Consider the following 24,278-nt stretch of genomic DNA (forward strand, 5'->3'; position numbering starts at 1 on the left):
CGAAATGAAAGACAGAACGTCGTGGACGAGATCGGTCATGTTGGAAACTCCTCTGTGTTCACGTATGTTTATTTTTTGTTCTATTTTTGTTCCAAAGTCAACACCCGTTTTGCAACGGCATTCATTTTAGGGTTTACGAATAGTGAATACACAACCGCAGGCAGGAACCGAGAGAGCACCGGCTGTCCGGTCAGCAATGCGCTGACGGCAGAGCCGCACCTCGCCCTTCGAGACGCCACCTGCGGTGGCTCCTCAGGATGAGGTGCTGGGGGCGGAGGCGGTTCCATGACCGCCCGGCCATCAGGACAAGGGGTACGGGAATACAGGCAGGCCTAAGACGTCCCGCCCGATCAAACGCAAGCAGAACAGATGTGAGAGCGCTGGCCTGTCCGGTCAGACAGGAACGCGCTGACGGCAGAGCCGCACCTCGCCCTTCGAGACGCCGCCTGCGGCGGCTCCTCAGGATGAGGTGCTGGCGGCGAAGGCGGTTCCATGGCCCGCGGCCACCAAGACAAGGGGTACGGGAATACCGGCAGGCCCAGAGGCCCGACCCGATCAAACGCACAAGAGAACAGATGAGAGAGCGCTGGCCTGTCCGGTCAGACAGGAACGCGCCGGCAGCGGTGCCGCACCTCGCCCTTCGAGACGCCGCCTGCGGCGGCTCCTCAGGACGAGGTGCTGACGGAGGCGGGGTTCCATGGCCGCCCGAACGCTAAGGGGTACGGGAATATAGGCAGGCCCAGAGGCTCGGCCCGATCAAACGCACAAGAGAACAGATGGGAGAGCACCGGCTGTCCGGTCAGACGGGAACGCGCTGGCAGCGGTGCCGCACCTCGCCCTTCGAGACGCCGCCTGCGGCGGCTCCTCAGGATGAGGTGCTGCTGGCGGAGGCGGATTCCATGGCCCCCGGCCACCAAGACAAGGGGTACTGGAATACCGGCAGGCCCAGAGGCCCGGCCCGATCAAACGCACAGCAGAACTGATGGGAGAGCACCGGCTGTTCGGTCAGACAGGAACGCGCTGACGGCAGAGCCGCACCTCGCCCTTCGAGACGCCGCCTGCGGCGGCTCCTCAGGATGAGGTGCTACTGTATAATGTGGACGTTTTAGAGGTCGACGACCTTGCCGTCCTTCAGCGTCACGCGGCGGTCCATGCGGCCAGCCAGTTCGTGATTGTGGGTGGCGATCAGGGCTGCAAGCCCGGACTGGCGCACGAGCGCTTCCAGAGCACCGAAGACATAGGACGAGGTCGTCGGGTCGAGGTTGCCCGTCGGTTCGTCGGCCAGAAGAACAAGCGGCGCGTTGGCAACGGCGCGCGCGATGGCGACACGCTGCTGTTCACCGCCGGAAAGCTCCGAGGGGCGATGGGAGGCGCGCTTGCCGATCTTCATATATTCAAGAAGCTGCTGCGCACGTTCCGCCGCCTGCTTCTTCGACAGTCCGCGGATCATCTGCGGCATCATCACGTTTTCCAGCGCGGAAAATTCCGGCAGGAGGTGATGGAACTGGTAGACGAAGCCGATGTCGTTGCGGCGCACCGCCGTGCGCTCGTCATCGGAAAGCTTGCTGCAGGAGCGTCCGTCCAGGAAAACCTCTCCCTCATCGGGACGTTCCAGAAGGCCAGCCGTGTGCAGCAAGGTCGATTTGCCCGCACCCGATGGCGCGACAAGCGCAACCATTTCGCCGCGACGCAGCGTGAAATCGGCATCCTTGAGGATCACCAGTTCGCGGTCGGCCTCCTTGTAGGCGCGGCCGACGCGTTGCAGCCGCATGATGATTTCAGCCGCCATTATTCATACCTCAATGCTTCGACCGGATCGAGCTTGGCAGCGCGCCAGGCCGGGAAAATGGTGGCGATGAACGACAGCACCAGAGCCATGACGATGACGGAAATCGTCTCGCCGGGGTCCATCTTCGCGGGCAGCTGGCTCAGGAAATAAAGTTCCGGATTGAAGAGCGTGGTGCCGGAGAGCCACGAGAAGAACTCGCGGATTCGCTCGACATTCAGGCAGACGACGACGCCCAGAACCACACCGGCCACCGTGCCGGTGACGCCGATGGCGGCGCCCGTCATCAGGAAGATGCGCATCACCGCGCCGCGGGTTGCCCCCATGGTGCGCAGGATCGCAATGTCATGCCCCTTGTCCTTCACCAGCATGATGAGGCCGGAAATGATGTTCAGCGCCGCCACGAGCACGATCAGCGTCAGGATCATGAACATGACATTGCGTTCGACTTCCAGCGCCGAGAAGAAAGTCTGGTTGCGCTGGCGCCAGTCGACAAGCGAGAGCTGGCGCCCCGCCGCCTCTTCCACCGGGGCGCGCATCGCATCCACCTTGTCGGGATTATCGACAAAGATTTCAAGCGATTGCACCTTGCCTTCCTGATTGAAGAAAAGCTGCGCCTCGGAAAGCGGCATCATGACGATGGACGAGTCATATTCCGACATGCCGATCTCGAAGATGGCGACAATCGGATAGGCCTTCACGCGCGGATTGACGCCGAACGGGGTCACATCGCCGTCGGGCGAGATCACGCGCAGCGTATCGCCGATGGACAGGCCGAGATTTTCCGCCATGCGGGTGCCGATGGCGACGCCGCCCGCCTGATCGAAGCCCTGCAGCGTGCCCTGGCGGATATTGCCGGAAACGAGCTTGAGCTTGTCGAGGTCTTCCTCACGCAAGCCCCGGATCAGCGCGCCATTGCCTGCGCCGATATTGCCCTGCACGAGCGCCTGCCCTTCCACCACGGGAATGGCGAACCTGATGCCGGAAATACCGTCGATCCGCTTGATGAGATCGGCATAATCATCCAGCGGGCGGTCAATCGGCTGCATGATGAGATGGCCGTTGATGCCGAGGATTCGCGAAAGAAGCTCGGCACGGAAGCCGTTCATCACCGCCATGACGATGATGAGCGTCGCCACGCCCAGCATGATGCCGGTGAAGGAAAACCCGGCAATGACCGAGATAAAGGTCTCGCGGCGGCGCGCACGCAGATATCGCCATGCGATCATCCGCTCAAAGGCCGAGAATGGACCTGACTTCGGAGCCTTCTGGGCTACCTTTGCCTTGTCCCCGGATTTTGCTGCCGCCGCGTTGCTCATGCTTCTGCCGTCAACAGGTTGATCGCAGCTTCGACGCTCAGGTTCTGGCGTTCGCCGGTCTTGCGATCCTTGATTTCGACTTCACCGGCGGCAACGCCGCGCGGTCCGACGATCACCTGCGTCGGCAGGCCGATCAGGTCCATCGTGGCAAACTTTGCGCCCGGACGGTCGTCCGTGTCGTCAAGCAGCGGATCGACGCCTGCATTGGTCAGCGCTTCGTAGAGCTTCTCGCTCACGGCGTCGCAGCCTTCGTCGCCCGGCTTCATGTTGACGATGCCAGCGCCGAACGGTGCGATGGCCTTCGGCCAGATGATGCCTGCATCATCGTGGAAGGCCTCGATGGCGGCTGCGACAAGGCGCGACGGGCCGATGCCGTAGGAACCCATGGAAACCAGATGTTCCTTGCCATCCGGGCCCTGCACTTTCGCGCCCATCGGTTCGGAATATTTGGTGCCGAAATGGAAGATGTGGCCGACTTCGATGCCGCGCGCGGAAACCTGATCTTCAGGCTTGACCTTGGCCCAGTCGGCCTCGTCGTGCATTTCGTCGGTCGCAGCATAAGGCGTCGTCCAGCGCTGGACGATGTCGGTCAGCTGCGCATCGTTGCGGAAATCGGTGTCCGCGCCCGGCACGGCCAGATCGAGATAGGCCTTGTCGCAGAAAACCTGGCTTTCGCCGGTTTCGGCCAGAATGATGAATTCGTGGGAAAGATCGCCGCCAATCGGGCCGGTATCGGCGCGCATCGGGATAGCCTGCAGGCCGACGCGGGCGAAAGTGCGCAGATAGGACACAAACATGCGGTAGTAAGCCATTTTCGCGCCCTCATAATCGAGGTCGAACGAATAGGCGTCCTTCATCAGAAATTCGCGTGAGCGCATGACGCCGAAACGCGGGCGCACTTCGTCGCGGAACTTCCACTGGATGTGGTAGAGATTGAGCGGCAGGTCCTTGTAGGAACGCACATAGGAGCGGAAAATGTCGGTGACCATTTCCTCATTGGTCGGGCCGAAGAGCATGTCGCGCTCCTGACGGTCCTGGATGCGCAGCATTTCCTTGCCATAGGCGTCGTAGCGGCCGCTTTCGCGCCACAGGTCGGCGGACTGGATGGTCGGCATCAGGATTTCATTGGCGCCGGCGCGGTTCTGCTCCTCGCGGATGATGTCGCAGACCTTGTTGAGCACCTTCAGGCCGATCGGCAGCCAGGCATAGATGCCGGCCGACTGTTGACGGATCATGCCCGAACGCAGCATCAGCCTGTGGGAGACGATTTCCGCCTCCTTGGGGTTTTCCTTCAGAATAGGCAAAAAATACCGCGACAGACGCATCGTAACCACCAATCAAGAGGGACTGCCTGAGTGCTTCAAGAATCAGGCAAAAATTAAGCATATTCGTCGGTTTCTTACCGGGTTATAGATCGGTTGGAAACCCGCCTGGAAAAGCTTTCGCGGCGGCGGATTTCCCCATCCACAGCCATGATCGCCTGCCGAAAGAACTGCCTCCGCCAAATCGGGCATCCAGATTCACATTCAAATTCAATATATTACAGATATATCACTCTCTCCGGGGAAATTTTGCGAAAGAAATATGACGCGATAGAAGATTTTTCGTGACAAAAGCTGTGCAGTTCGCTATTTTTTTCATCATAAGAGCAACAACGGAATAAAACCGTTGGTTTCACGCGGTCAAAGTCTTGGGAGGATGGATCCAGGCGCGACTTTCGCAGCCGCCAGTCAAATGGAAACGGATCGAACGCGTATTTGATTAGCAAGGCGAAAGCCTTGCTTTTTTTTTGCACTTGCGGGACGGCTCTGGTCTCCGCAGTTTCGCTATTTTATTTGCGCGAATAACACATTGATTTTGTGGGATTTATCCCGGTGCCCTCTGCGCATCCAAGTATTAAATTTCACTTAAGTATAAATCGATTTATTCATGCACAATTGCCGAGGAAATGGCCTCGCTGTCACAAATGACGGCGGGTTGTAGCCTGTCGGAAATTCAACGGGTTACGCTTAAGGGCTGCCACAGACTACAACTTTTGGTGGAGTCATCCACTTTTCTTTATACAAAAAAGAGGCTGCCTAATTTTTAGGCAGCCTCAAAATTCATGCCGGAACCGGACCCGTGAAACCCGGTCGGGTCAAGTCAGATCCGGGAAGAAATGCGGGATATCGTCGAGGCCGTAACCGCTGACCTGCGTCAGATAATAATAGAGCAGGAAGATGAGCGTCGCGACGACCGTCGTGCGCAGGAAGGCCCGACCGATGCGCGGCCTCGCCGGAGCGCTGGCGACCGTGCCCAGGGTCACTTCGTTTTCTTCGGCCTGTGTACGCAAGCCGACCGGCAGCAGCGCGAACAGCGTGGTCCACCAGATGATGAAATAGATCGCGATACCCGAAACCAGAGACATGATTACACCTCTTCCAGTTCGATCAGTGTGCCGTTGAAATCCTTGGGATGCAGGAACAGGACCGGCTTGCCATGCGCGCCGGTTTTCGGCTCGCCGTCACCCAGGATGCGCGCGCCTTCCGCCTTGAGGCGATCACGGGCGGCGATGATGTCCGCAACCTCGTAGCAAAGATGGTGCATGCCGCCGGACGGGTTCTTTTCCAGAAAGGCGGCGATGGGAGACCCCTCGCCCAGAGGTTCCAGCAATTCGATCTTGGTGTTGCCGACGTCGATGAAAACCACGGTTACGCCATGTTCGGGCAGCGCCTGCGGCTCGGTGACTTTGGCACCGAGCTTACCGCGATAAAGCGCTGCGGCGGCGTCAATATCCGGAACGGCGATTGCCACGTGGTTCAAGCGTTCGAGCATCAGCACCTCCCATGCCGGTCATTCTGCAAATATATGCGATTACCGTATCCTATTCACGAACACCGTCACCACGGGCTTTTTGCCCCATGCTTCATTTGCCGCAGCGCGAACGGCACGGCGCACGGACTCCCGCACCAGCTCGATATCCTTGCGGCGAACACGCGGAATGCTGTCGATGGCCTCGATCGCCGCGTCCAGAAGGATATCTTCCAGCAGGTCGCCCTGCGCATTTTCCTCCGGCACGCCGAAAGTTACGAGGTCGGGCTCATCGATGATCTTGTGCTCGCGGTCGAGCAGCACCGAAACGGCGACATGGCCGACATAGGCAAGCTTGCGGCGCTCGACCATGCCGATTTCTTCCTCGTCGCCGATCAGCTTGCCGTCCTTGTAGATGCGGCCAACCGGCGCTTCATCGATGATCTCGGCCTTGCCCGGCGCCAGACGCAGCATGTCGCCATCGCGCACCTGCGCGACCTGCTCGATGCCTTCCATCGCGCCAAGCGAGCCTTGCGCGACAAGATGCGCTGCCTCGCCGTGCACCGGCACCAGAATTTGCGGGCGAACCCAGGAATACATGCGGCGCAATTCGCTGCGGCGTGGATGGCCGGACACATGGACCAGTGCATCCTCGTCGCCGATGATCTTGATGCCGCGATCGATAAGGCGGTTCTTGATATCGAGAATGGCCTTTTCATTGCCCGGAATGGCGCGCGAGGAGTAGATGACCGTATCGCCCGCCGTGAGAGCGAGGCTGCGCATTTCGTCACGCGCAAGCTTGGCGAGTGCGGCACGCGGCTCGCCCTGACTGCCGGTCAGGATCATCACCACGTTCTCGCGGGGAATATAGCCGTAATCTTCTTCGCTGAGATATTCCGGCAGGCCTTCCATATAACCAAGCTCGGTCGCAACGGAGATGGCGCGCTTCATCGAACGCCCGACCACCAGCACCTGGCGGCCCGCGTCACGCGCCGCCTCGGTAATCGACCGGATACGGCCGACATTCGACGAGAAGGTGGTGATGGCCACACGGCCACGCGCATTTTCGATCAGCTCACGCAGGCTTTCGCCCACCTGACGTTCGGAAGGCGATTCACCCTCGCGCAAGGCGTTGGTGGAGTCGCAGATCAGCGCCAGCACGCCAGCATCACCGATGGCGCGGAAACGCGCCTCATCGATGACGGGGCCGAGCGAGGGTTCCGGGTCCATCTTCCAGTCGCCCGTATGCACGACCGTGCCGAGCGGCGTCGTAAGGGCCAGCGAAACCGGCTCCGGGATCGAGTGGGTGACGGCCACGGCCTCTATCTTGAAAGGCCCGACCTCAAATTTTTCGCCAGCCTTGTAGATGGTGATCGGAATGTCGGGCGCGCCATCCTCCGACTGCCGCTTGGCTTCCAGCAGACCGGCGGTAAAGGGCGTCGCATAGACCGGCACCTTCAGGTGCGGCCAAAGGTCGAGCAAGGCGCCGAAATGGTCTTCATGCGCATGGGTGATCACGATGCCGCGCAGATTGTGCTTTTCAGCTTCGAGATAGCGGATATCCGGCAGGATGAGGTCGGCGCCCGGCTGTTCCGGCCCGGCAAAGCTCACACCCATATCCACCACCAGCCACTCGCGGTTATCGGCTGGGCCAAAGCCGTACATGGCCAAATTCATGCCGATTTCGCCCACGCCGCCAAGGGGCAGAAAGACGAGTTCCGTAGTATTGGATCGGGCCATGAAATTTCCTCTATGACTATCGAGCGGTCTTGCCGCACCAACTGAACCCAAAGTTGTCCTGTTGCAACCCTGGCAAGACAAAACAAAGCAAATTATTTGCGTATTGTAGCAGCAGTTCCGAAATAGACATCGCCAGCCGTTACTGCAACCCGCGAACCATCGTCTTCGCGAATAACAAAACGGCATGCCTCGTCAATCGTATCAAAATGACCTTCGACGATACGGCCTTCGACCTGCATCGTCACACGCTGGCCGAGGCCATGGGCGCGCTCCAGCCAGCGCTTGCGAATGTCATCAAGGCCGCGCCCCTCGTTCCAGACGCGATAATTGACGGACCATGCATCCGACAGGGCCGCGAACAAGGTTTCGGCATCGCATTTGCTGCCAAGCGAGCGCAGGGAAGTCGCCGCATAGGGCAGATCGTCAGGAAAGGCGACCACATTGGTTCCGATGCCGATGGCAACGGCGAACAGGCCTTTTCCCATAATGGAAGATTCCAGCAGGATGCCGGACAGTTTGGCGCCATTCAGCAGAACATCGTTCGGCCATTTGAGGCCGATTGTCGGCGGCACGGCAGGCCCGGTCGCGGCGAATATCGCGTCAAGCGCATCGGCGAGCGACAGGCCCGCGACAAACCCGAGCGTTGCCGCCGTTTTCATTTCGTAGGATTCAACGAGAAGCAGCGTGGAGGCAAGATTGCCTTCCGGCGTGGACCAGGCACGGCCCCGTCTTCCGCGACCGCTTTCCTGTTTCTTCGTGACAAGCCAGAGCCTGCCCGGATCACCCGCGGCTGCCCGTTCCAGGGCAACGGCGTTGGTGGAACCTACCGTCTCGAAGCTTTCGAGACGGTAGCCCTCATTTTTCGCAACAGGCGAAAGCGCAAAACTCATCTATGCTTCCGCCTCGTGCATTTGTCAGAAGAACGTCTTGGCTGCGGCTTCGGCAAAACCACCGATCGGGCCAGCAATGAAGACGTAGAAGAGCACGAAGGCACCGGTTACACCGAGAACCAGGCGAAGCTCGCCCGCGACGGGAACGAAACCGCCGGTCGGCTCATCGAACCACATGATCTTGATCATGCGCAGGTAGTAGAACGCGCCCACGACCGAAGCCACGATACCGATGATGGCGAGCGGCAGGAGACCGGCCTGCACAGCGGCAAGGAAGGTGTACCACTTGCCGAAGAAGCCTGCGAGCGGCGGAATGCCGGCGAGCGAGAACAGGAAGATGGTCATGATGGTTGCCAGCACCGGATTGGTGCGGGACAGACCGGCCAGATCATCGATGTTCTCGACATTGCCGTCCTTGGTGCGCATTGCAAGAATAAACGCGAAGGTGCCGAGCGTCATGGCGAGGTAGATCGCCATGTAGATCATCACGCCCTTCACGCCGATCACCGTGCCTGCGGCCAGACCAACAAGCGCATAACCCATGTGGCTGATCGAGGAATAAGCCATCAGGCGCTTGATGTTGCGCTGGCCGATGGCGGCAAAGGCGCCGAGGATCATCGAGGCAAGCGCGATGAAGATGACGACCTGCTGCCAGTCATGGGTGACCGGGGCAAAGGCTTCCGAGACGACGCGGATGATGAGCGCCATGGCGGCCATCTTCGGAGCGGCGGCAAAGAATGCCGTTACCGGGGTCGGCGCACCTTCATAGACGTCCGGCGTCCACATGTGGAACGGAACGGCGGAAATCTTGAATGCCAGGCCGGCCAGAATGAAGACCAGACCGAAGACCAGGCCCAGTTCGCGCTGTCCGCCGGAGACGGCCTGCGCGATTTCGGCAAAGCCGATATGACCGGTGTAACCGTAGACGAGCGAGATGCCGTAAAGCAGCATGCCCGAGGACAGCGAACCGAGGACGAAGTATTTCAGGCCTGCTTCCGTCGAACGGACGCTATCGCGGTTGAACGCTGCCAGAACATAGAGCGCCAGCGATTGCAGTTCGAGGCCGAGATAGAGCGACAGCATGTTGGAGGCGGAAACCATCAGCAGCATGCCGAGCGTGGAAATCACGATCAGGACCGGGAATTCGAACTTGTCGAACTTCTCCGCCTTGGCGAAGCCGACCGACATGATCAGCGTCACGATGGAGCCGACCAGTGTCAGCACCTTCATGAAGCGGCCAAAACCGTCATTGACGATGGCGCCGCCGAAAACAGCGCCGTTCGCCGGGAAAAGGATGACCAGAGCCAGCGCTGCAATAAGCACCGCGACGGATAATCCGTTGACGAGCGTGGCCGCCCGTTCGCCGGAGAACACGCCAATCATGAGCAGTGCCAAGGCGCCTACAGCAAGGAGAACCTCCGGTGCTGCAAGGGTCAGATGAGCTATCAGATCAGTCTGCATGACCTACGCCTTTATTTCTTACTGTGCCAGCACGGCGCTCGCGGAGCCCGCGAGTGCTGCGTCGTAATGTTGGACCAGGGCGTTCACGGCACCGGCGGTCACATTGAAGACCGGGGTCGGATAGACGCCGAAGAAGATGGTGAGCACCACAAGCGGGTACAGAATGAGCTTCTCACGCGGGCTGAGGTCGAGGAGCGCCTTGAGGCTTTCCTTGGTCAGCGCGCCGAAGATCACCTGACGGTAGAGCCAGAGCGCATAGGCCGCCGAGAGGATGACGCCCGTGGTTGCGAACAGCGCCACCCAGGTGTTGACCCGGAACACGCCGAACAGCGTCAGGAACTCGCCGATGAAGCCCGAAGTACCCGGCAGACCGACATTCGCCATCGTGAAGATGAGGAAGGCCACCGCATATTTCGGCATGTTGTTCACCAGACCGCCAAACGCCGCGATCTCACGGGTATGCATGCGGTCATAGATCACGCCGACGCAGAGGAAGAGCGCGCCCGACACGATGCCGTGCGACAGCATCTGGAAGATTGCGCCCTGCAGGCCCTGCTCGTTTGCCGCGAAGATACCCATGGTCACATAGGCCATGTGCGCAACCGACGAATAGGCGATCAGCTTCTTCATGTCTTCCTGCACCATCGCGACGAGCGAGGTGTAGATGATTGCGATCACCGACAGCGCGAAGATGAACGGAGCGAAATCAGCGGAAGCCAGCGGGAACATCGGCAGCGAGAAGCGGATGAAACCGTAGCCGCCGAGCTTCAGCAGGATACCGGCCAGAATGACCGAGCCTGCCGTCGGTGCTTCAACGTGCGCATCCGGCAACCAGGTGTGGACCGGCCACATCGGCATCTTCACCGCGAAGGACGCGAAGAAGGCGAGCCATAGCCATGTCTGCATCCCGGCCGGGAAGTCGTATTTCAGCAGCTCCACGATGTTCATCGTGCCAGCCTGCCAGTACATGGCCATGATGGCGATGAGCATCAGGACCGAGCCCAGAAGCGTGTAGAGGAAGAACTTCAGGCTCGCATAGACGCGGCGCTTGCCGCCCCACACGCCGATGATGATGAACATCGGGATAAGGCTTGCCTCGAAGAACACGTAGAACAGGAACAGGTCGAGCGCGCAGAACACGCCGATCATCAGCGTTTCCAGAATGAGGAACGCGATCATGTATTCCTTGACGCGCTTTTCCACCGACACCCAGCTTGCCAGAATGCAGAAGGGCATGAGGAAAGCGGAAAGCACCACGAACAGGACGGAGATGCCGTCCACGCCCATGTGGTAGCTGATGCCGCCGCCCATCCAGTCGACCTGCTCGACCATCTGGAAGCCGGGGTTCGAATTGTCGAAACCGGCCCAGACGACGAGCGACAGGGCGAAGACGAATATCGTCGTCAGCAAAGCGACGTTGCGGATATTGCGACGCGATGCCTCGCTGTCGTCCTTGATCAGAAGGATCAGTAACGCGCCGACGAGCGGCAGAAACGTGACCGTTGAAAGAATTGGCCAGTCGGTCATCAGAAAGAGCTCCCGAGCATCATCCAAGTGACGAGCGCGGCGACGCCGATCAGCATCGCGAATGCGTAGTGATAAAGGTATCCGGACTGCATCTTGACGACGCGGTTGGTAACGTCGAGCACGCGGGCCGAGACGCCATCCGGGCCGAAGCCGTCAATAAGCCAGCCGTCGCCACCCTTCCAGAACACGCGGCCAAGCCAGCGAGCCGGACGCACGAAAAGGAAATCGTACAGCTCGTCGAAGTACCACTTGTTCAAGAGGAACTGGTAGAGGCCACGATGACGGGCAGCCAGTTCCTTCGGCGTTTCCGGCGAACGGATGTAGAAGATCCAGGCGACGATAAAGCCGAGAACCATCGAAACGAACGGCGACAGCTTCACCCAAAGAGGAACATGGTGATATTCCTCGAGGATCTGGTTGGCAGCCGAGGTGAACAGAGCGCCCTTCCAGAACTCGGCATATTCGTGGCCGAAGAAGAGTTCCTTGAACACGACACCGGCAAAGAGCGCGCCGACGCCGAGGATCAGCAGCGGAACGAACATGACGGCAGGCGATTCATGGACGTGATGCATGACTTCCGCCGAAGCGCGCGGCTTGCCGTGGAAGGTCATGAAAATCAGGCGCCAGGAATAGAAGCTCGTGAAGAGCGCGGCGATGATGAGAAGCGTCGAAGCGTAGCCGCTGGCAGCACTGTGCGAAGCGAAGACGGATTCGATGATCGCATCCTTGGAGAAGAAACCGGCGGTGCCGATGACCGTGCCCGGAATGCCGAGGCCGGTAATGGCGACCGTGCCGATGACCATCATCCAGTAGGTGATCGGGATCAGCTTGCGCAGACCGCCCATGCGGCGCATGTCCTGCTCTTCCGAAACGGCATGGATGACCGATCCGGCGCAAAGGAACAGAAGCGCCTTGAAGAAAGCGTGCGTGAACAGGTGGAACACGGCGGCGCCATAGGCACCGACACCGAGTGCAGCGAACATGTAGCCGAGCTGCGAGCAGGTCGAATAGGCGATGACGCGCTTGATGTCGTTCTGCACGAGGGCGACCGTTGCCGCGAAGAAGGCAGTCGTCGCGCCGATGATGGTCACGACCAGAAGCGCGGTCTGCGACAGTTCAAAGATCGGCGACATGCGGGCGACCATGAACACGCCCGCGGTAACCATGGTAGCGGCGTGAATGAGCGCCGAAACCGGGGTCGGGCCCTCCATGGCGTCCGGAAGCCAGGTGTGCAGCAGGAACTGCGCCGACTTGCCCATCGCGCCCATGAAGAGCAGCAGGCAGGTGATCGTGATCGCGCCCTGCTTGTCGAGCTGATAGCCGAGGAAGTTCAGAACGACCTGATTGGCATCGGCGGCGCCTTCAGCGGGGAGGAAATTGGCGGCAGCAGCGAAGATCGTGTTGTAGTCGACCGACTGGAACAGCGCGAACACGCCGAAGATGCCGAGCAGGAAGCCAAAGTCACCAACGCGGTTGACGACGAAGGCCTTCATGGCGGCGGCGTTTGCCGAAGGCTTCTGGAACCAGAAGCCGATCAGGAGGTACGAGGCCAGACCCACGCCTTCCCAGCCGAAGAACATCTGGACCAGATTGTCCGACGTGACCAGCATGAGCATGGCGAAGGTGAAGAGCGACAGATAGGCGAAGAAGCGCGGACGGTGCGGATCGTGATGCATATATCCGATGGAATAGATGTGCACGAGAGCCGACACCGAGTTCACCACCACCAGCATGACGCCGGTGAGCGTGTCGATGCGCAATGCCCAGTCGAAGGAAAGCGCGCCCGAGGTTACCCAGTGCAGAACCGGGATGCGGACGGTTTCCGCGTCGTGGCCGAGCGGAATCTGGAAGAACACGACCCAGGACAGGACCGCGACGACGACCATGAAACCGGAAGTGATGTATTCGCTCGCCTTGGCTCCGATCTGATTGCCGAAGAGACCGGCAATCAGGAAGCCGAGAAGCGGAAGGAAGACGATCGCGTAGTAGAGCATTTGCCCGTCAACCTTTCATAACATTGACGTCTTCCACCGCGATGGAGCCGCGATTACGGAAGAAAACAACGAGAATTGCCAGACCGATGGCCGCTTCCGCAGCCGCGACGGTCAGAACGAAAAGGGCGAACACCTGCCCGACCATGTCGCCGAGCTGGCTGGAGAACGCCACGAAGTTGAGATTGACCGAAAGAAGGATCAATTCGATCGACATCAGGATGACGATGACGTTCTTGCGGTTCAGGAAGATGCCGAAGACGCCAAGCGTGAACAGGATGGCCGAAACGGTCAGATAGTGGGCGATACCGATTTCCATATGCTTATCCTCAGATGCCTTTGCCCGTTTCGACTTGTTTGATCTCGATCGCCGTTTCGGGCGTGCGAGCAACCTGGGCCGGAATGGACTGGCGCTTGACATTCGGCTTGTGCCGCAGCGTCAGAACGATGGCGCCGATCATCGCGACCAGAAGGACGAGACCAGCAACCTGGAAGTAGAAGACGAAGTCGGTGTAGAGAATGTCACCCAGAGCAGCGGTATTGCTCCGCTCGGCGATATTCGGGATCGGCACGGCGCCCTGCCCCAGCTTCGGTGCAAACATGTTGCTTGCAAACACGAAGATCAGCTCGCCGAGCAGGATGAGGCCGACGAGCGCGCCAACCGGCGCATATTGCAGCGCGCCGCGCTTCAGCTCGGAGAAATCCACATCCAGCATCATGACGACGAAGAGGAAGAGAACCGCCACTGCCCCGACGTAAACGACGAGCAGGATCATGGCGAGGAACTCGGCCCCCGTCAGCAGGAACAAGGCTGCCGCATTGAAGAATGTGAGGATCAGAAACAGCACCGAATGCACGGGGTTGCGTGCCGCGATCACCATGAACGCGGATGCGATCATGATGAAGGCGAACAGATAGAAAAACGCTGCCGCAATACCTGTCAGCATGGGGATCCCCCAACACCTTTCCGTGAGCAAAGCCTTATTGCCTTGCCCTCTTTAGTCTTTGTTTGCCGCGAATAATCGCGAAACTTAAATTCCAGCAACAAGATGGGCCGCCCCTTCCTGTTGCCGCTTTTCAAACCGGATGCCGAAACCAGGTTTCAGCAGGACCAATCAGCGATATGGCGCATCCATCGCGATATTGCGCGCGATTTCGCGTTCCCAACGGTCGCCATTGGCAAGGAGCTTTTCCTTGTCATAGTAGAGTTCTTCGCGGGTTTCGGTCGCGAATTCGAAATTCGGACCTTCCACGATGGCGTCCACCGGGCATGCTTCCTGGCAGAAACCGCAATAGATGCACTTCACCATGTCGATGTCGTAACGCACCGTGCGGCGGGTGCCGTCGTTGCGGCGCGGACCGGCCTCGATGGTGATGGCCTGCGCCGGGCAGATCGCTTCGCAAAGCTTGCAGGCGATGCAGCGTTCCTCGCCGTTTGGATAACGGCGCAGTGCGTGCTCGCCACGGAAGCGCGGAGAGACCGGGCCCTTTTCATGCGGGTAGTTCAACGTCGCCTTGGGCGCGAAGAACTGGCGCATGGAAAGAAAGAACGCGCCTACGAATTCCTTGAGAAGGAGCGATTTGGCTGCTTGAGCGAATGAAGCCATGATGATTACTCCTTACGCCAGACCGAAGACTTTGAGGAAGGTCGCGGTTGCGACGACCATGAAGAGCGAGATCGGCAGGAACACTTTCCAGCCAAGGCGCATCAGCTGATCGTAGCGATAACGCGGAACGAAAGCCTTCACCATTGCGAAGAGGAAGAAGCAGAAGCAGAGCTTCAGCATGAACCAGATGATGCCCGGAACCCAGTTGAGGAACCACACATCCACCGGAGGCAGCCAGCCGCCGAGGAAGAGCGTCGTCATCAGGGCGCACATCAGCGTGATCGCCACATATTCGCCGAGGAAGAACAGAAGGAACGGCGTGGACGAATATTCGATCATGTGACCGGCCACGAGTTCGGATTCAGCTTCGACAAGGTCGAAAGGCGGACGGTTCGTTTCGGCCAGCGCCGAAATGAAGAAGATCACGAACATCGGGAACAGGCAGAGCCAGTTCCAGTCGAGGAACGAAGCCGGCAGGCCAAGCATGGTGCCGAGGCCGGTATTCTGCGAAAGCACGATGTCGGTGAGGTTGAGCGAGCCAACCGTCAGCAGGACCGTGACAATCACGAAGCCGATGGAAACTTCGTAGGAAACCATCTGCGCGGCAGAACGAAGCGCGCCGAGGAACGGGTATTTCGAGTTCGATGCCCAGCCGCCCATGATCACGCCGTAAACTTCGAGCGAAGAAATGGCGAAGATATAGAGTATGCCGACATTGATATTGGCGATGGCCCAGCCTTCATTGACCGGAATGACCGCCCAGGTCGCCATTGCGAGAACGGCGGAAACGAAAGGCGCAAGGAGGAAGACACCCTTGTTTGCGCCCGACGGGATGATCGGTTCCTTGAAGACGAACTTCAACAAGTCGGCGAAGGCCTGGAACAGACCCCAGGGACCGACAACGTTCGGGCCGCGACGAAGCTGCACCGCTGCCCAGATCTTGCGATCCGCGTAAAGCAGGTAAGCGACGACGATCAGCAATACGACGAGCAGAACGACCGACTTCAGCGCTATGATAAGCGCGGGCAAGACGTAAGCTGCAAAAATTCCTTCCATTGTTCCGTCTCTCTCTCGCTTACTCAGCTGCCTGTTGGAAGCCGCCGGCCGCGAGCGCCGAGCATTCGGCCATGACGGCGGAAGCGCGCGCGATTGGGTTCGTCAGGTAGAAGTCCTTGACCGGGGAGACGAACGCAGCGCCGCCGCCCGGGTTTGTTGCCTTGGCCGCCAGCGCGACGAGATCGTCGGCGGAAGCAGGCGCGATGGTGTCGATAGCCGCCATATGCGGATAGTCCGCATAGAGCCGGGCGCGAAGCTGCTGCAGCGAATCGAACGGCAGGCGCTTGCCAAGGCTGTCGGAAAGAGCGCGCAGGATCGCCCAGTCTTCCTTTGCCTCGCCCGGCGCGAAACCGGCGCGGTTGCCAAGCTGCACGCGGCCCTCGGTGTTGACCCAGGTGCCCGACTTTTCCGTATAGGCTGCGCCCGGCAGGATAACGTCGGCGGCATGGGCACCGGCATCGCCATGCGTGCCGATGTAAACGATGAAGCTCGATCCCTTGCGGGTCATGTCGAGTTCGTCTGCGCCGAGCAGGAACACGACATCCAGATTGCCGAGCATGTCGCCAGCAGCCTTGCCGCCCTCACCCGGCACGAAACCGAGATCCAGAGCGCCAACGCGCGAAGCGGCGGTGTGCAGAACGGAGAAGCCGTTCCACTCGTCCTTGATCGCGCCGACGTCCTGAGCGAGTTTGGCGGCGGCCGACAGAACCGCACGACCGTTTTCGCCGGTGAGCGCGCCCTGACCGATGATGATCAGCGGACGTTCAGCCTTGGCCAATACGTCGCGGAATGCGTTCTGGCCGGCAGCAAGCTGGCCCAGCGTTTCAGCGCCAGCACCCAGATATTCGTAATCGTAACGCAGTTCAGCCTTTTCACCGATCAGGGCGACCGGGAAATGGCCCATGCGCTGACGCTTGCGGATGCGGGCGTTCAGAACAGCGGCTTCAACACGCGGATTGGAACCGATGATGAGCAAAGCATCAGCGTTTTCAATGCCTTCGATGGTCGAGTTGAAGAGATAGGTTGCGCGGCCCAGAGCCGGATCGAGAGCTGCGCCATCCTGGCGGCTGTCGATATTGGCGGTGCCGAGCGAAGCCATCAGGCCCTTCAGCGCGTAGAGTTCTTCAACCGAAGCCAGATCGCCAGCGACCGCGCCGATCTTTTCAGCCGACGTTGCGGAGACCTTGGCGGCGATGGCAGCGAATGCTTCCGGCCACGATGCTGCAACCAGACGGCCATCCTTGCGAACATATGGGCGGTCGAGGCGCTGGGTGCGCAGGCCATCCCAGATGAAGCGGGTCTTGTCGGAAATCCATTCCTCGTTCACCGCTTCATTGACGCGCGGCATGACGCGCATCACTTCGCGACCACGGGTATCGACGCGGATGTTCGAGCCGACGGCATCCATCACGTCGATGGTTTCGGTCTTGCTCAGTTCCCACGGACGGGCCTGGAATGCATAAGGACGCGAGGTCAGAGCGCCGACCGGGCAAAGATCGATGACGTTGCCCTGCAATTCAGACGTCATGGCGCGTTCGAGATAGGTGGTGATCTCGGCGTCTTCACCGCGGCCGATGAGGCCCAGTTCCGAAATGCCTGCCACTTCCGTCGTGAAGCGGACGCAGCGCGTGCAGTGAATGCAGCGCGTCATCACCGTCTTGACGAGCGGACCGATATACTTGTTTTCAACGGCGCGCTTGTTCTCGCGATAGCGGGAACCGTCGGTGCCGAAGGCCATTGCCTGATCCTGCAGGTCGCACTCGCCGCCCTGATCGCAGATCGGGCAATCCAGCGGGTGGTTGATGAGCAGGAATTCCATCACGCCTTCGCGGGCCTTCTTGACCATCGGCGTGTTGGTGAAGATTTCAGGCGCTTCGCCATTCGGGCCGGGACGCAGATCGCGCACGCCCATGGCGCAGGATGCCGCCGGCTTCGGCGGTCCGCCCTTCACTTCAACCAGGCACATACGGCAGTTTCCGGCGATGGAAAGCCGTTCGTGGAAACAGAAACGCGGGACTTCCGCGCCCGCGGCTTCGGCAGCCTGAAGGAGCGTATAGTGATCGGGTACTTCGATCTCTGTGCCGTCAACCTTGATCTTTGCCATCGCTTATCCAAACCTGCGGCTTGTGCCGCATCTTCCAGATCTCAAACTCTTGCCCTGCCCTTACTTTTGGCATGGCCTTTACCGAAAACCGCCAGGCACTTTTCGGGGCCATGCCCTGCCGGGCAGGCTCACACAACTTATTCAGCCGCTTCCAGACGGATATTGCGGCTCTGAACGGCGTTGCGCGTATAATCGTCAATGCGCTTTTCAATTTCCGGACGGAAATTGCGGATCAGGCCCTGAATAGGCCATGCAGCGGCATCACCCAGTGCGCAGATCGTGTGACCTTCAATCTGCTTGGTCACGTCGAACAGCATGTCGATCTCGCGCTTCTGCGCGTTACCCTTGACCATGCGCTCCATCACGCGCCACATCCAGCCGGTGCCTTCGCGGCACGGCGTGCACTGGCCGCAGCTTTCATGCTTGAAGAACGCCGCCAGACGGGCAATCGCCTTGATGATGTCGGTGGACTTGTCCATGACGATGAGGCCGCCGGTGCCGAACGACGATTTCTTGTCACGCATGCCGTCGAAATCCATGATGGCGTCCATCATGTCCTCGCCCTTGATGACCGGGCACGACGCGCCGCCGGGAATGACCGCCAGCAGATTGTCCCAGCCGCCGCGAATGCCGCCGCCATGCTTTTCGATCAGTTCGCGGAACGGAATGCCGAGGCCTTCTTCCACGACGCAAGGCGTGTTCACGTGACCGGAAATCTGGAACAGCTTGGTGCCGACATTGTTCGGGCGTCCGATGGACGAGAACCATGCCGCGCCACGACGCAGGATCGTCGGCGCAACGGCGATCGATTCCACGTTGTTCACGGTCGTCGGGCAGCCATAGAGGCCCATATTCGCGGGAAACGGCGGCTTGAGGCGCGGCTGGCCCTTCTTGCCTTCGAGGCTTTCGAGCAGAGCCGTTTCTTCACCGCAGATATAAGCGCCAGCGCCGTGGGTGACGAAAATGTCCATGTCCCAGCCGCACTTGTTGCCCTTGCCCAGCAGACCGGCTTCGTAACATTCGTCAATTGCCGCCTGGAGGGCTTCACGCTCGCGCATGAATTCGCCACGGATATAGATATAGGCCGTGTGGGCGCCCATGGCGCAACCGGCGATCACGCAGCCTTCGATCAGCGTATGCGGATCGTGGCGCAGGATTTCGCGGTCCTTGCAGGTGCCGGGCTCGGATTCGTCGGCGTTGACGACCAGATAATGCGGGCGACCGTCGCTCTGCTTGGGCATGAACGACCACTTGAGACCCGTCGGGAAGCCAGCGCCGCCGCGGCCGCGCAGGCCCGACGCCTTCATCTCCTCGATGATCCAGTCACGGCCCTTTTCGATCAGCCCGCTGGTGTTGTCCCAATGGCCGCGCGCCATTGCACCCTTCAGGGAGCGATCCTTGAAGCCGTAGATATTGGTGAAGATGCGATCTTTATCAGCCAGCATGTCTCACCTGTTTCCGTTCGTGTTTGCCAATATCGAAGTCATCATACCGGCTTCTTTCCGAATACCTTGATGTATTCCTCGACGCCGCCCTTGGCCAAAGCCTTGGCCTGCTTCATCCAGTCTTCGCGCTCGATGCGACCGTGGAAGCTGAGATAGCCGTCGACCCAGTCGCGCTCGGCCTTCTTCCATGCAGCGACCTGCTTGAAGGTGAAGATGCCAAGCTCGTGCAGGGTCTGCTCGATCTTCGGACCGACGCCCGAGATCAGCTTGAGGTCGTCGACCACTTCCGGCCGCTCCATGGGCTGGGGACGGTTCTTGTCGTCGAGCTTGTATTCCTTCGTGGTTTCGACGGAAGCGGCCTTTTCGGCTGCATTCGAAACCTTGACTTCCGAAGGCGACTTGAGCGCCGGAGCGGTTTCAGGCGCGTTGGTCACGGGCTTTGCCGCGTTGGACGGCGGAACATTCGCGGCTTCTGCCTTTGCCTTGGCTTCGGCTTCCGCCTTTGCCCTGGCAGCGGCGGCATCGGATGCCTTGCGGGTTTCGAGGCCGATCTTCTTGTAGTCCAGCTCTTCCGTCAGCGACGTCAGGCCATTGAGCGGATTGGAGGTTTCACGGTCGATCTGCGGACCCGGCTTGACGGTGTCGCCCTTGCCGGCTTCAAACGCGTCGATGATTTCGGCAAGGCGTTCCGGCGTCAGGTCTTCATAGGCGTCCTTGAAGATCATGACCATCGGTGCATTGGCGCAGGCGCCCTGGCATTCCACCTCTTCCCACGACAGCGTGCCGTCGGCGTTGAGCTCGAACGGGTCGTGGTTGATCTTGTGGCGGCAGACATCCATCAGCGCTTCCGAACCGCGCAGCATGCAAGGCGTGGTGCCGCAAACCTGGATGTGGGCGCGCGTGCCGACGGGCTTCAGCTGGAACTGCGTATAGAAGGTCGCAACTTCCAGAACGCGGATCAGCGGCATTTCGAGCATGGCTGCAACGTGTTCAATGGCAGCTTTCGTGACCCAGCCATCTTGTTCCTGCGCACGCATGAGCAACGGAATGACGGCCGACTGCTGACGGCCTTCGGGGAATTTTGCAATCGTCTTGAGCGCCCAGGCCTGATTTTCCGCGTTGAACGCGAAAGCGGCTGGCTGGACGGCATCATCTGCGAGACGGCGAACGGACATCAGCGGTCAACCTCACCAAACACGATATCGAGCGAGCCAAGAATTGCCGACACGTCAGCCAGCATATGGCCGCGGCACAGGAAATCCATGGCTTGAAGATGGGCAAAGCCCGGAGCGCGCAGCTTGCAGCGATAAGGCTTGTTGGAGCCGTCCGATACGAGGAAGACGCCAAATTCACCCTTCGGCGCTTCAACTGCTGCGTAAACTTCACCGGCAGGCACGTGGTAGCCTTCCGTGTAAAGCTTGAAGTGATGGATGAGCGCTTCCATCGAGCGCTTCATCTCGCCGCGCTTCGGCGGCACGATCTTGTTGTCGGCGTTGGAAACCGGACCGACGCGTTCCTTGCCGAGGAGCAGGTCAACGCACTGGCGCATGATCTTCGCCGACTGGCGCATTTCTTCCATGCGGATCAGGTAGCGGTCATAGCAGTCGCCGTTCTTGCCGACCGGAATGTCGAATTCCATCTCGTTGTAGCACTCATATGGCTGCGACTTGCGCAGATCCCATGCTGCACCCGAACCGCGAACCATGACGCCCGAGAAGCCCCATGCCCAAGCGTCTTCCAGCTTCACGACGCCGATATCGACGTTACGCTGCTTGAAAATACGGTTCGGCGTGATGAGGTCGTCGAGATTGTTGAGCGTCTTGAAGAATGGATCGATCCATTTGCCGATGTCTTCGACGAGCTGGTCCGGCAGGTCCTGATGGACGCCGCCCGGACGGAAATAGGCTGCGTGCATGCGCGCGCCGCAGGCGCGTTCGTAGAACACCATCAGCTTTTCGCGTTCCTCGAAGCCCCAGAGCGGCGGCGTCAGCGCGCCAACGTCCATGGCCTGCGTGGTGACGTTGAGAAGGTGGTTCAGGATACGGCCGATTTCCGAATAGAGAACGCGGATGAGCTGGCCGCGCTTCGGCACGTCGATGCCCAGCAGGCGTTCGACGGCGAGCGCATAGGCGTGTTCCTGGTTCATCGGCGCCACGTAGTCGAGGCGGTCGAGATAAGGCAGGGCCTGAAGATAGGTCTTGGCTTCCATCAGCTTTTCGGTGCCGCGATGCAGCAGACCGATATGCGGATCGACGCGCTCGACCACTTCGCCGTCGAGCTCAAGCACCAGACGCAGCACGCCGTGCGCGGCAGGGTGCTGCGGACCGAAGTTGATATTGAAATTGCGGACCTGAGTCTCAGCCATGTTCAGCTTCCTGTTTGGCTGCAAGAGCCGCCAAGAACTCCTCGCCGGTCATCCGGTGGGTGTCGTTGGCAAAATCGTAATTCGCAGGCTTGTTATCGATGAAGATTTCTTCGGCGAAATGAAAACGTTCCGGTTCGGCAAAAGCCTGCATCGAAACGACCATCATTCCATCATGGACACCGCGCCAGAACAGCGACGAACCGCACTTCGAGCAGAAGCGGCGTTCGCCCCATTCCGAAGACGAATAGGTCGAGAGGGCAGCTTCGTCTTCGATTTCGACCGAAGTGCCGCAGTTGACGGCCATGAAAGCACCGCCCGACCAACGCCGGCACATGCTGCAATGGCAGACATCCATTTCCATCTTTGCCGGAACAGCGGTGAACTTCACCGCTCCGCAAAGACATTGACCGTTCAATCTCTCGCCTGCGCCCATGAGTATGTCCTCAGTTCGCCTTGGCTTTCTCGTCGCCCGGCAGAACGTAGTCCGTTCCTTCCCATGGCGAGAGGAAGTCGAAGTTGCGGAACTCCTGACGCAGCTGCACAGGCTCGTAGGCGACGCGCTTCAGCTCGTTGTTGTAACGAACTTCAACGAAACCGGTGAGCGGGAAGTCCTTGCGCAGCGGATGGCCTTCGAAACCGTAGTCGGTCAGGATGCGGCGCAGGTCCGGATGGCCGGAGAACAGGACGCCGTACATGTCGTAGGTTTCGCGCTCGAACCATTCGGCGCCGACGAAGACCGGAACCGCGGACGGCACCAGCGTGTCCTCATCAGCCTGAACCTTGACACGGATGCGCTGGTTCTGGCGCGGAGACATGAGCTGGTAGACGACATCGAAGCGCTTGGCGCGCTGCGGATAGTCGACGCCCGAAATATCCGTCAGGTTGACGAACTGGCACTGCACATCGTCGCGCAGGAAGGTCAGAACGCTGATGATGCTGGCAACCGGAACCGACAGGGTCAGCTCGCCATAGGCAAGCTTCGCCTCTTCGATCGCATCGCCGAGACGTTCCTTGATGTAGCCGGAAAGTTCACCGAGAGCTTCTTCGCTCATGATCAAATGTCCTTTTCTTCGGCCTTAGCGTTCAATGGTGCCGGTGCGGCGGATCTTCTTCTGCAGCATAAGAATGCCGTAGAGCAGAGCCTCAGCGGTCGGAGGGCAGCCCGGAACGTAGATATCGACCGGAACCACGCGATCGCAGCCACGCACCACCGAATAGGAATAGTGGTAGTAGCCGCCGCCATTGGCGCAGGAACCCATCGAGATAACGTAACGCGGCTCCGGCATCTGGTCGTAGACCTTGCGCAGGGCGGGCGCCATCTTGTTGGTCAGCGTGCCGGCGACGATCATCACGTCGGACTGACGCGGTGAAGCGCGCGGAGCGATACCGAAGCGTTCGGCGTCGTAGCGCGGCATGGAAATGTGCATCATTTCCACGGCGCAGCATGCCAGACCGAAGGTCATCCACATCAGCGAGCCGGTACGCGCCCAGGTAATCAGAGCGTCAGCGGAGGTGACGATGAATCCCTTGTCGGAAAGCTCGCTGTTCAGATCGTTGAAGAATGCATCGTCGGAACCGACAGGCTTGCCCGTGCGCGGGTCAAGAATGCCCTTCGGCTGCGGAGCCACGAGCGTTGTGTTGGCTGAGGTCAATCCCATTCCAGCGCTCCCTTCTTCCATTCATAAATGAAGCCGATGGTCAGAACGCCAAGGAACACCATCATCGACGCGAAGCCGAACCAGCCGATTTCACCGAAGGACACGGCCCACGGGAAAAGGAAGGCGACTTCCAGATCGAAGATAATGAAGAGAATCGACACCAGATAGAAACGGATGTCGAACTTCATACGGGCGTCATCGAAGGCATTGAAGCCGCACTCGTAAGCAGAAAGCTTTTCGGGGTCGGGCTGTCTGTAAGCGACAAGAAACGGCGCAACCAGAAGGGCTACGCCAATTACCATCGCGATGCCGAGGAAGATGACGATCGGCAGGTAGGAACTTAAAAGCTCGTTCATGGTCCTTTATCCGGCTTGAATACGAGGCTGCGCCGCCTGTCATAAGCTTTTTGGAGCTGACGACCATGCGACACATTGCATCTGTTGCAACCCCGTCGCCCCAAGCAGCTTCAAAAGGCATGCCGTGCGAACTAAGCGCTTTTCGCCGGGACGGTTATCGCAGCGCGTGCGCAAGCGCAACCC

Annotated in this window: 22 protein-coding genes; all 22 read right to left on the minus strand. The window is 59.6% G+C overall.

All coding sequences use genetic code 11. The annotated features are described in order from the left end of the window. Positions 1–1,105 precede the first annotated feature (1,105 nt). The 22 genes from JNC63_RS05200 to JNC63_RS05305 all read right to left on the minus strand — a co-directional run bounded on the left by JNC63_RS05200 (position 1,106) and on the right by JNC63_RS05305 (position 24,095). Complete coding sequence (locus tag JNC63_RS05200) at positions 1,106–1,789, minus strand: ABC transporter ATP-binding protein (RefSeq protein ID WP_006466608.1); 684 nt, start codon at positions 1,787–1,789, stop codon at positions 1,106–1,108. Next, a complete protein-coding gene (locus JNC63_RS05205; RefSeq protein ID WP_006466607.1) occupies positions 1,789–3,105 on the minus strand; it encodes a lipoprotein-releasing ABC transporter permease subunit in 1,317 nt (438 codons plus the stop codon). Before JNC63_RS05205 ends, JNC63_RS05200 begins: the two co-directional genes overlap by 1 nt. Next, complete coding sequence (gene proS / locus JNC63_RS05210) at positions 3,102–4,430, minus strand: proline--tRNA ligase (RefSeq protein WP_006471801.1); 1,329 nt, start codon at positions 4,428–4,430, stop codon at positions 3,102–3,104. Before proS ends, JNC63_RS05205 begins: the two co-directional genes overlap by 4 nt. A gap of 812 nt (positions 4,431–5,242) precedes the next feature. Beyond that, complete coding sequence (locus tag JNC63_RS05215) at positions 5,243–5,512, minus strand: DUF1467 family protein (protein WP_006466605.1); 270 nt, start codon at positions 5,510–5,512, stop codon at positions 5,243–5,245. A gap of 2 nt (positions 5,513–5,514) precedes the next feature. Continuing rightward, complete coding sequence (gene mce / locus JNC63_RS05220) at positions 5,515–5,919, minus strand: methylmalonyl-CoA epimerase (RefSeq protein WP_006471802.1); 405 nt, start codon at positions 5,917–5,919, stop codon at positions 5,515–5,517. Positions 5,920–5,958: 39 nt separating this feature from the next. After that, positions 5,959–7,635, minus strand: coding sequence for a ribonuclease J (locus JNC63_RS05225; RefSeq protein ID WP_039852530.1), 1,677 nt, complete (start codon positions 7,633–7,635; stop codon positions 5,959–5,961). Positions 7,636–7,727: 92 nt separating this feature from the next. After that, positions 7,728–8,525 (minus strand): biotin--[acetyl-CoA-carboxylase] ligase, encoded by a 798-nt coding sequence (locus JNC63_RS05230; RefSeq protein ID WP_006466602.1) that lies wholly within the window; start codon positions 8,523–8,525, stop codon positions 7,728–7,730. A 24-nt stretch (positions 8,526–8,549) separates the two neighbouring features. Beyond that, complete coding sequence (nuoN, locus tag JNC63_RS05235; protein WP_006471804.1) at positions 8,550–9,986, minus strand: NADH-quinone oxidoreductase subunit NuoN; 1,437 nt, start codon at positions 9,984–9,986, stop codon at positions 8,550–8,552. Between the two features lie 18 nt (positions 9,987–10,004). Beyond that, positions 10,005–11,513 carry an NADH-quinone oxidoreductase subunit M gene (locus JNC63_RS05240; RefSeq protein WP_006471805.1) on the minus strand — a complete coding sequence of 503 codons (1,509 nt, stop codon included), beginning with the start codon at positions 11,511–11,513 and terminating at the stop codon, positions 10,005–10,007. Beyond that, complete coding sequence (nuoL, locus tag JNC63_RS05245) at positions 11,513–13,507, minus strand: NADH-quinone oxidoreductase subunit L (protein WP_006466599.1); 1,995 nt, start codon at positions 13,505–13,507, stop codon at positions 11,513–11,515. The genes JNC63_RS05240 and nuoL overlap by 1 nt, the downstream gene beginning before the upstream one ends. Before the next feature lie 7 nt (positions 13,508–13,514). After that, positions 13,515–13,823 (minus strand): NADH-quinone oxidoreductase subunit NuoK, encoded by a 309-nt coding sequence (nuoK, locus tag JNC63_RS05250; RefSeq protein WP_006466598.1) that lies wholly within the window; start codon positions 13,821–13,823, stop codon positions 13,515–13,517. A 10-nt stretch (positions 13,824–13,833) separates the two neighbouring features. Beyond that, a complete protein-coding gene (locus JNC63_RS05255; protein WP_006471807.1) occupies positions 13,834–14,451 on the minus strand; it encodes an NADH-quinone oxidoreductase subunit J in 618 nt (205 codons plus the stop codon). A gap of 168 nt (positions 14,452–14,619) precedes the next feature. Then, a complete protein-coding gene (gene nuoI, locus JNC63_RS05260; protein WP_006466596.1) occupies positions 14,620–15,111 on the minus strand; it encodes an NADH-quinone oxidoreductase subunit NuoI in 492 nt (163 codons plus the stop codon). Between the two features lie 12 nt (positions 15,112–15,123). Beyond that, the gene (gene nuoH, locus JNC63_RS05265) at positions 15,124–16,167 is read right to left on the minus strand and encodes an NADH-quinone oxidoreductase subunit NuoH (protein WP_006466595.1); all 1,044 of its coding nucleotides are present in this window, start codon (positions 16,165–16,167) and stop codon (positions 15,124–15,126) included. A gap of 19 nt (positions 16,168–16,186) precedes the next feature. After that, positions 16,187–18,271, minus strand: coding sequence for an NADH-quinone oxidoreductase subunit NuoG (gene nuoG / locus JNC63_RS05270; protein ID WP_006466594.1), 2,085 nt, complete (start codon positions 18,269–18,271; stop codon positions 16,187–16,189). Positions 18,272–18,408: 137 nt separating this feature from the next. Next, positions 18,409–19,716 carry an NADH-quinone oxidoreductase subunit NuoF gene (gene nuoF / locus JNC63_RS05275; RefSeq protein ID WP_006466593.1) on the minus strand — a complete coding sequence of 436 codons (1,308 nt, stop codon included), beginning with the start codon at positions 19,714–19,716 and terminating at the stop codon, positions 18,409–18,411. Positions 19,717–19,757: 41 nt separating this feature from the next. Then, a complete protein-coding gene (locus tag JNC63_RS05280; protein WP_006466592.1) occupies positions 19,758–20,891 on the minus strand; it encodes an NADH-quinone oxidoreductase subunit E in 1,134 nt (377 codons plus the stop codon). Beyond that, the gene (locus JNC63_RS05285) at positions 20,891–22,081 is read right to left on the minus strand and encodes an NADH-quinone oxidoreductase subunit D (protein WP_006471808.1); all 1,191 of its coding nucleotides are present in this window, start codon (positions 22,079–22,081) and stop codon (positions 20,891–20,893) included. Before JNC63_RS05285 ends, JNC63_RS05280 begins: the two co-directional genes overlap by 1 nt. After that, positions 22,074–22,514 carry a GFA family protein gene (locus JNC63_RS05290; protein WP_006471809.1) on the minus strand — a complete coding sequence of 147 codons (441 nt, stop codon included), beginning with the start codon at positions 22,512–22,514 and terminating at the stop codon, positions 22,074–22,076. Before JNC63_RS05290 ends, JNC63_RS05285 begins: the two co-directional genes overlap by 8 nt. A 10-nt stretch (positions 22,515–22,524) precedes the next feature. Further along, on the minus strand, positions 22,525–23,133 hold the full coding sequence (locus tag JNC63_RS05295) for an NADH-quinone oxidoreductase subunit C (RefSeq protein WP_006471810.1): 609 nt from the start codon (positions 23,131–23,133) through the stop codon (positions 22,525–22,527). A 24-nt stretch (positions 23,134–23,157) separates the two neighbouring features. After that, the gene (locus JNC63_RS05300; RefSeq protein ID WP_006466589.1) at positions 23,158–23,739 is read right to left on the minus strand and encodes a NuoB/complex I 20 kDa subunit family protein; all 582 of its coding nucleotides are present in this window, start codon (positions 23,737–23,739) and stop codon (positions 23,158–23,160) included. Then, entirely contained in the window at positions 23,730–24,095 is a 366-nt protein-coding gene (locus JNC63_RS05305) for an NADH-quinone oxidoreductase subunit A (RefSeq protein WP_006466588.1), read from the minus strand. Before JNC63_RS05305 ends, JNC63_RS05300 begins: the two co-directional genes overlap by 10 nt. Positions 24,096–24,278: the final 183 nt, after the last annotated feature.

It is taken from the genome of Brucella ciceri (genome assembly GCF_041930145.1).
Classification (GTDB): Bacteria; Pseudomonadota; Alphaproteobacteria; order Rhizobiales; family Rhizobiaceae; genus Brucella; species Brucella intermedia.